6 protein-coding genes are annotated in these 6,647 nt (G+C 72.8%); 4 read left to right on the top strand and 2 right to left on the bottom strand.

The annotated features are described in order from the left end of the window. Window positions 1–23: 23 nt before the first annotated feature. Window positions 24–1,211, bottom strand: coding sequence for a thiolase family protein (locus tag ABD327_RS28445; RefSeq protein ID WP_344454724.1), 1,188 nt, complete (start codon window positions 1,209–1,211; stop codon window positions 24–26). Window positions 1,212–1,275: 64 nt separating this feature from the next. Between ABD327_RS28445 and ABD327_RS28440 the strand changes: the two genes are divergently transcribed. Together ABD327_RS28440 and ABD327_RS28435 are read left to right on the top strand one after the other, a co-directional pair. Next, window positions 1,276–2,157: an alpha/beta fold hydrolase gene (locus ABD327_RS28440; RefSeq protein ID WP_344454721.1), complete on the top strand. Its 882-nt coding sequence runs from the start codon at window positions 1,276–1,278 to the stop codon at window positions 2,155–2,157. Continuing rightward, a complete protein-coding gene (locus tag ABD327_RS28435) occupies window positions 2,158–3,615 on the top strand; it encodes a class I adenylate-forming enzyme family protein (RefSeq protein ID WP_344454718.1) in 1,458 nt (485 codons plus the stop codon). A 100-nt stretch (window positions 3,616–3,715) separates the two neighbouring features. Here the strand turns inward: ABD327_RS28435 and ABD327_RS28430 are convergent, their stop codons facing one another. Next, entirely contained in the window at window positions 3,716–5,422 is a 1,707-nt protein-coding gene (locus tag ABD327_RS28430; protein WP_344454716.1) for an N-acyl-D-amino-acid deacylase family protein, read from the bottom strand. A 152-nt stretch (window positions 5,423–5,574) separates the two neighbouring features. On the opposite strand from ABD327_RS28430, the gene ABD327_RS28425 reads away from it, so the two are divergent. Together ABD327_RS28425 and ABD327_RS28420 are read left to right on the top strand one after the other, a co-directional pair. Next, window positions 5,575–6,381 (top strand): SDR family NAD(P)-dependent oxidoreductase, encoded by an 807-nt coding sequence (locus ABD327_RS28425; RefSeq protein WP_344455533.1) that lies wholly within the window; start codon window positions 5,575–5,577, stop codon window positions 6,379–6,381. 39 nt (window positions 6,382–6,420) lie between these two features. After that, window positions 6,421–6,609: a ferredoxin gene (locus ABD327_RS28420; RefSeq protein ID WP_344454714.1), complete on the top strand. Its 189-nt coding sequence runs from the start codon at window positions 6,421–6,423 to the stop codon at window positions 6,607–6,609. The last annotated feature ends 38 nt before the right edge of the window (window positions 6,610–6,647 follow it).

Raw genomic sequence — 6,647 nt, 5'->3', positions numbered from 1 at the left:
CCCGGCCGTCCGCTTGCCCGGCCTCACGCCGGGGCGGGCACCTCGAGCACGAGCGCGGTCCCCATGCCCCCGCCCGCGCACATCGCGGCGACGGCGAAGCCTCCGCCGCGGCGGCGCAGTTCGTGGACGAGCGTGAGGACCATCCGGGTTCCGGTCATCGCGACCGGGTGCCCCAGGCTGCAGCCGCTGCCCAGGACGTTCACGGTGTCCTCGTCGAGGCCCAGCGCCCGGGTCGCGGCGACGCTCACCGAGGCGAAGGCCTCGTTGATCTCCCAGAGGGCGACGTCCCCGACCGACAGCCCGGCGCGGTCGAGGGCCTTGGGGACGGCCAGGATCGGCGCGAGACCGGTCTCGGACGGCGGCACCCCCACCGAGGCCCAGGACCGCACGGTCGCCAGCGGGCTCAGCCCCGACTCCTCGGCGAACGCCCGGCTGGTGACGACCAGCGCCGCCGCGCCGTCGTTCACCCCGGCCGAGTTGCCCGCGGTGATGCTGAAACCCGCGATCTCCGGGTGCAGCGGCTTCAGTGACGCGAGCTTCTCCAGCGTCGAACTCCTGCGTGGGTGCTCGTCGACCTCGAAGGTGAAGCCCGTCCCGTCGCGGCGGGCCACCTCCAAGGGGAAGATCTCCTCGGCGAAGCTTCCGGCGTCGATCCCGGCGACGGCCCGCTGGTGGGAGCGGAACGCCCAGGCGTCCATCTCCTCGCGGGTGATCCCGGCCCTGACCGCGGCGTTCCACCCCACGGTGATGGTCATGTCGTCGATCGGCGCGTCGGGGGTCGCGCGGTGGCTGGGGGCCAGCCAGTCCTCCTCCCACTCGTCGGTCCCCGGGACGCGCCGCTTCACCTTGGGCATCGTCGAGGTGGACTGGACTCCGCCCGCGACGACGACGCGGTCCATGCCGGCGATGACCGACGCCGCCGCGGTCTGCAGCGTGGACAGCCCCGAGGCGCAGTGCCGGTTGTGCGCGATGCCGGGGGCGTTCACCAGCCCGGCCTCGATCGCGGCGTAGCGGCCGATGGCTCCGCCGCCGTAGAGGGATTCGCCCATCACCACGTCGTCGAAGAGCTCCGGCGCGACGCCCGAGCGCCGTACGGCCTCGGCGACGGCGCGCGTCCCGAGCTCGAGCGCGTCGACGTCGGCCAGCGAGCCCCGGTACGCGGTCCCGACCGCGGTCCGCGCGCCCGAGACGATCACTGCCTCATGGGTCATCGGTCAGCCCTCCAATAAGTAAGTGAGTATTCCCTTACATGTATTCGGATAGTAACTTCGGGGTATGGCGACGGCAAGCGTGAACGGGCTGAAGGTCGGTTACGAGGTGGTCGGCGAGGGACGCCCCTGGGTGATCACACCCGGAGACCGAGCGGGCAGGGACGCCCCCGGCGTCCGGGAACTCGCGGAGGCACTGGCCGGACACGGCAACCGGGTACTGATCTGGGACCGCCCCAACACCGGCGAGTCGGACGTCTGCTTCGAGGGGGACTCCGAGTCCGCGATGCAGGCCGACGTCCTGGCGGGGCTGCTGCGGGAGCTCGGCATGGCGCCCGCCGTGATCGCCGGCGGGTCGGGCGGCTCCCGGGTGTCGCTGCTGACCGCGGCACGCCACCGCGACGTCGCCGAAGGGCTGGCCCTGTGGTGGATCAGCGGCGGCGTCTTCGGCCTCCTGTCCATCGGCCTCCACTACTGCGCCGGATCGATCCGGGCGGCCTGGGAAGGCGGCATGGAGGCGGTCGCCGAGCTCCCCGAATGGGCCGGGGTCATCGATCGCGACCCCGCCAACAAGCAGAGGATCCTCGACCAGGACCCCCGGCGGTTCATCGAGACGATGGAGCGCTGGCTGGCCGCGTACTGCCCGTCGGAAGGCGAACTCGTCCCCGGCCTGCCCTACGAGGAGGCGCACCTCCTTGACGTCCCGACGCTGGTCTTCCGCAGCGGCGCGAGCGACATCCACCACCGGCGCGAGACATCGGAGCGGGTCGCGCTGGAACTCCCCTGCTCCCGGCTCGTCGAGCCGCCGTGGGAGGACACCGAGTGGCGTGAACGGCAGGCGGCGCGCACCGCGGGCGAGGCCCCCGGCGTGTTCGTACGCTGGCCGCTGCTCGCCCCCGCCCTCCAGAAGTGGGCGGAGGAAGCCCTGCCTCCGCACGAGGGAGCCTGAATGGAAGCCGTCAGCAATGTGAGCCGGATCCGCGCGCTGTCGGCGCGGTGCTCCGGCGAGACCGTCCTGAGCCACCTCGGCCCCGACGGGGCGGAGTCGGGCTTCACCTGGCGCGAACTCGACCTGCGCTCCGACCGGCTCGCGGGCGCCCTCGCCGCACGCGGGCTGGGCTTCGGCGACCGCCTCGGCCTCGGTCTCGGCAACTCGCCGCAGTTCGTGCTCGCCGTCTTCGCCGCCTGGAAGCTCGGCGCGGTGCCCGTCCCCGTCCGCTGGGACCTGCCCGAATGGGAGCTGACCCGCCTGCGCGAGGTCGTGGCCGCACCCGTCCACCTGGACACCGGCGACCTGCCGTGGATCGACGTGGCGGCGGCCGGGCACGCCGTGCCCGACCTGCCCGACGTCGTCTCCCCGCGCGTGCACGGCATCTGCAGCAGCGGCTCGACGGGCACGCCGAAGGTCATCCTCAGCGAGCGGCCCGCCCTCCACGACCCGGTCTTCAGCACCCCGTTCATGCAGATGTGGGCCCCCGTCCCCCGGCCCCAGACGATCCTCGTGCTCGCGCCGATGTACCACGCCAACGGGCTCGTCACCCTGTACGGGCTGCTCGACGGCGACCGCCTCGTGGTGATGGAGAGGTTCGACGCCGCCCTGACCGTCGACGCCGTCGAACGCCACCGGGTCACGACCTTCACCGCCACCCCGACGATGCTGCAGCGCATCGCCGACCTGCCCGGCGTCGACGAGCGCGACCTCTCCAGCCTCCAGTGGATCCTGCAGGGCGCCGCCCCCATGCCCCCGTCCCTGGTACACCGCTGGGGCGACCTGATCGGCCTGGAACGCATCGTCATGGCGTACGGAATGACCGAGGCGCTGGGCGTCACCGCCCTGCGCGGCGACGAGTGGACGACCCGCAGGGGAAGCGTCGGCAGGGGCCTGCGCGGCACGGAACTGCGCGTCCTCGACGACGAGGGGAACGACCTCCCGCCCGGCGGGGTCGGCGAGATCTACCTGCGCTCCCCCACCTACCGCGGCTACACCTACCTGGGCGACGCTCCCCGCCTGCGGGGCACGCCCGACGGCTTCCAGTCCGCCGGAGACGTCGGCCACCTGGACGAGGACGGCTACCTCTACCTCCTCGACCGCCGGGTCGACATCATCATCACCGGCGGGGCCAACGTCTTCCCCGCCGAGGTCGAGGCGGCCCTCATCGGGCACCCGCGCATCGCCGACGTCGTCGTCATCGGCCTGCGCGACGAGGAGTGGGGGCGCCGGGTCCACGCGATCGTCCAGCCCGCCGGCCACGGCGCCCCGCCGACGCCGTCGGAGGTCGTCGCCTACGCCAAGAGCCGCCTCGCGGCGTACAAGGTCCCCAAGAGCGTCGAGTTCGTCGACGCCGTCCCCCGCAGCGCCGCCACCAAGGTCAACCGCGGCGCCCTGGTCGCGGCCCGCGGCGGCTGACCGCCCCGGGCCGTCCGCGGGCCGGCCGCGCCGGGCCGGGTCCGCTTCAGGTGCGGGCCGGCCAAGCCGGGTCCGGCCCGCACCTGAAGCGGAGCGGTGTTCAGGACGAGGTGACCAGGCGGCCGGGGCGGTCGTCGGTCAGTTCGTCGTGGTCGACCAGGACGGTGCCGTTGACGAGGGTGTAGTCGTAGCCCCTGGCCCGCTGGGTGAAGCGCTGGGCGCCCAGGGGGAAGTCCGCCAGCATCTCGGGGGTGTGCAGGTAGAGGCCGTCGAGGTCCAGGACGTTGATGTCGGCGAAGGCTCCCGGCGTCAGGATTCCCCGGTCGGTGATGCCCCACAGGTCGGCGGCCTCCCCGGTCAGCTTCCCGACGGCCCGGCCGACGTCCAGCAGGCCCCTGTCCCGGACCCAGTGCTTCAGGAAGAAGGTCGAGTTGCCCGCGTCCATCGTCAGGGCGACGTGGGCGCCCGCGTCGGCGACGCCGATCACGACGTCGGGGTTGGTGATCATCTGGGCGACGGCGTCCAGGTCCTGGTTGAGGACGGGGTAGTACAGGAGGCCCAGGCCGCGGGTCTCCAGGGTGTAGGCGAGGAAGGCCTCGGCGGGGCCGGTGCCGCGCCTGGCGGCCTCGGCGGCGAGGCTGTTCTCCGGGCTCACGTCGTAGTCGGCCGAGCCGGGGGGCATGAGGTAGATCTTGGCGGGGTCCTTGGGGGCCAGCGGGCCCGACAGCTTGGACGGCTGCCCGGCCTCCTCGACCAGCCGGGCCCGCGTCCCCTCTTCGGCCAGGGCCGCCAGGCGTGCGGGGAAGGGCAGGGCCATCAGCTCCGCCCAGGAGTTCAGGGTGTCGTAGGGGGTGCGGCTGACCAGGCCGTAGACGATGGCGCTGCCCCGCACCGAGGTCATCGGGCGCAGGTCGGCGTCCCTGGAGCGGGCCGCGGCGGTCTCGTCCATCACCCAGGACCACAGGCCGGGGCGGCGGTCGCTCTGCATGATGGAGAACGCCAGAGGGCGGCCCGAGGCGCGGCTCACCTCCTCCATCCACGCCATCTCGGAGATGGAGTTGCGCCGGTCGGCGCCGTCGCGCTCGCCGATGCGGGGAACCACCTGGAAGGTGCCGCGTCCGCGCACGGCCATGGCCTCGGCGATGGCGGCGAGCTCTTCGGGCAGCGCGTACGTGCCGGGGATCGGGCGTCCGTCGGGGACGGTGTGCATGAAGCTGCGGGACGTCGAGAAGCCCAGGGCCCCGTTGTCGACGGCCTCGCCCACGATGGCGGCCATGGCGGCGATGTCGTCCTGCGTGGCGGGCGCCTCCTCCAGGCTCCGTTCGCCCATCACGTAGTGGCGCAGGGCGCTGTGCCCGATCAGGCCGCCGGCGTTCACGCCGAGGGGGCGACGGCCCAGGGTCTTCAGGTACTCGCCGTAGGTCTCCCACTCCCAGTCGAGACCGGCCATGATCGTGTCGGCGGGGATGTCCTCGACCGACTCCATCATCGCGGCGAGGTAGGCCTCCTCGCCGGGGCGGACGGGGGCGAAGGTGACGCCGCAGTTGCCCATCACCACGGTGGTGACGCCGTGGTGGCAGGACGGCGTGGCCGCCGGATCCCAGAAGAGCTGGGCGTCGAGGTGGGTGTGCACGTCGACGAACCCGGGGGTCACCAGCCTGCCGGCGGCGTCGATCTCGCGCCTTCCCCGGGCGTCGACCTCGCCCACCGCCGTGACGCGGTCGCCGTCGACGGCGACGTCGGCCCGCCTCGGGGGCGAGCCCGTCCCGTCGGCCACCTCGCCGCCGCGGATCACGATGTCATGCATGGGCTCAGCTCCTTCCGGCGGAACCGGGAGACTAAAAGAGCGGGTACTCACTTACAATAGCGCCCCGTCCTTGCCAAAATAAGAGAGTAGGTACTCACTTTTCTCGGCTGGCGGAAACAGCCCTGACCCCTCGGGAGCTCTCTGTGGGATCGATGGACGGCCGGGTGGCGATCGTCACCGGCGCGAGCCGCGGCATCGGAAGGCACATCGCCGAGCGCATGGCGGCCGAAGGGGCGGCGATCGCCCTGGTGGCGCGGACGGTCACGCGGGGCTCGTCCGCGCTTCCCGGCTCGCTCGAAGAGGTCATGGAGGGCATCGAGGCCAGAGGCGGGCGGGTCGCGGCGATCCGCGCCGACCTCACCGCGCCCGAGGACGTCGAGACGGTCGTGGCCCGGGCGGAGGAGGCGCTCGGACCGGTGGACACCCTGGTGAACAACGCCGGCGTGAACTTCTACGGGCCCGCGCTGGAGATCCGTCCCCGCCGCTACGCGCTGATGTTCCAGATGATGGTCCATGCCCCGTTCCGACTGTGCCAGCTCGCCGTCCCCGGCATGGTCGGACGCGGACGGGGCTGGATCCTGAACATCACCTCCAAGCAGGCCAGGCACCCGATGGGCCCGCCGTACCCGGACTGGGCGGCCGACGGCTGCGTCCCCTACGGGATGTGCAAGGCCGCGCTCGACCGGCTCACGACCGGCCTCGCGGCGGAGGTCCACGGCACGGGCGTGAGCGTCAACGCCCTCGGGACGTCGGGTCTGGTGATGACGCCTGGCGTCGCCGTAGTCTCACCCCACACGCCCGACAACGCCCCGGTCGAGGACGACGGCGCCATGGCGGACGCCGCCCTCGTCCTCTGCGGCTCCTCCCCCGGCGCCGTGACCGGCCGGATCGCCTACAGCATGGACCTGCTCGAACGCCCCTTCCCCGAGGGCCCGTGGTCCCTCTCCGCCACGTTCTGAGCCACCCCGACGACCGCCCGAGAAGAAGGAGGACGACCGATGAAGGCCATCGTGGATCCGGACCGCTGCCAGGGGCACGCGCGCTGCTGGGAGATCGCCCCCGAGGTGTTCGACCTCGACGAGGGGGGCCACGGCGTGGTGCTGACCGCCGAGGTACCCGCGGAGTTCGAGGAGCGGGCGCGCCGGGCCGCGCTCAACTGCCCCGAACGCGCCATCACCGTGCACTGATCTGCCGGTCCGGGAGAACGACTCCGAGCACGGGTCGG

Source organism: Actinocorallia aurantiaca, from assembly GCF_039533685.1.
In the GTDB taxonomy this organism is placed as follows: Bacteria; Actinomycetota; Actinomycetes; order Streptosporangiales; family Streptosporangiaceae; genus Actinocorallia; species Actinocorallia aurantiaca.
This window is presented reverse-complemented; position numbering and strand designations above follow the sequence as displayed.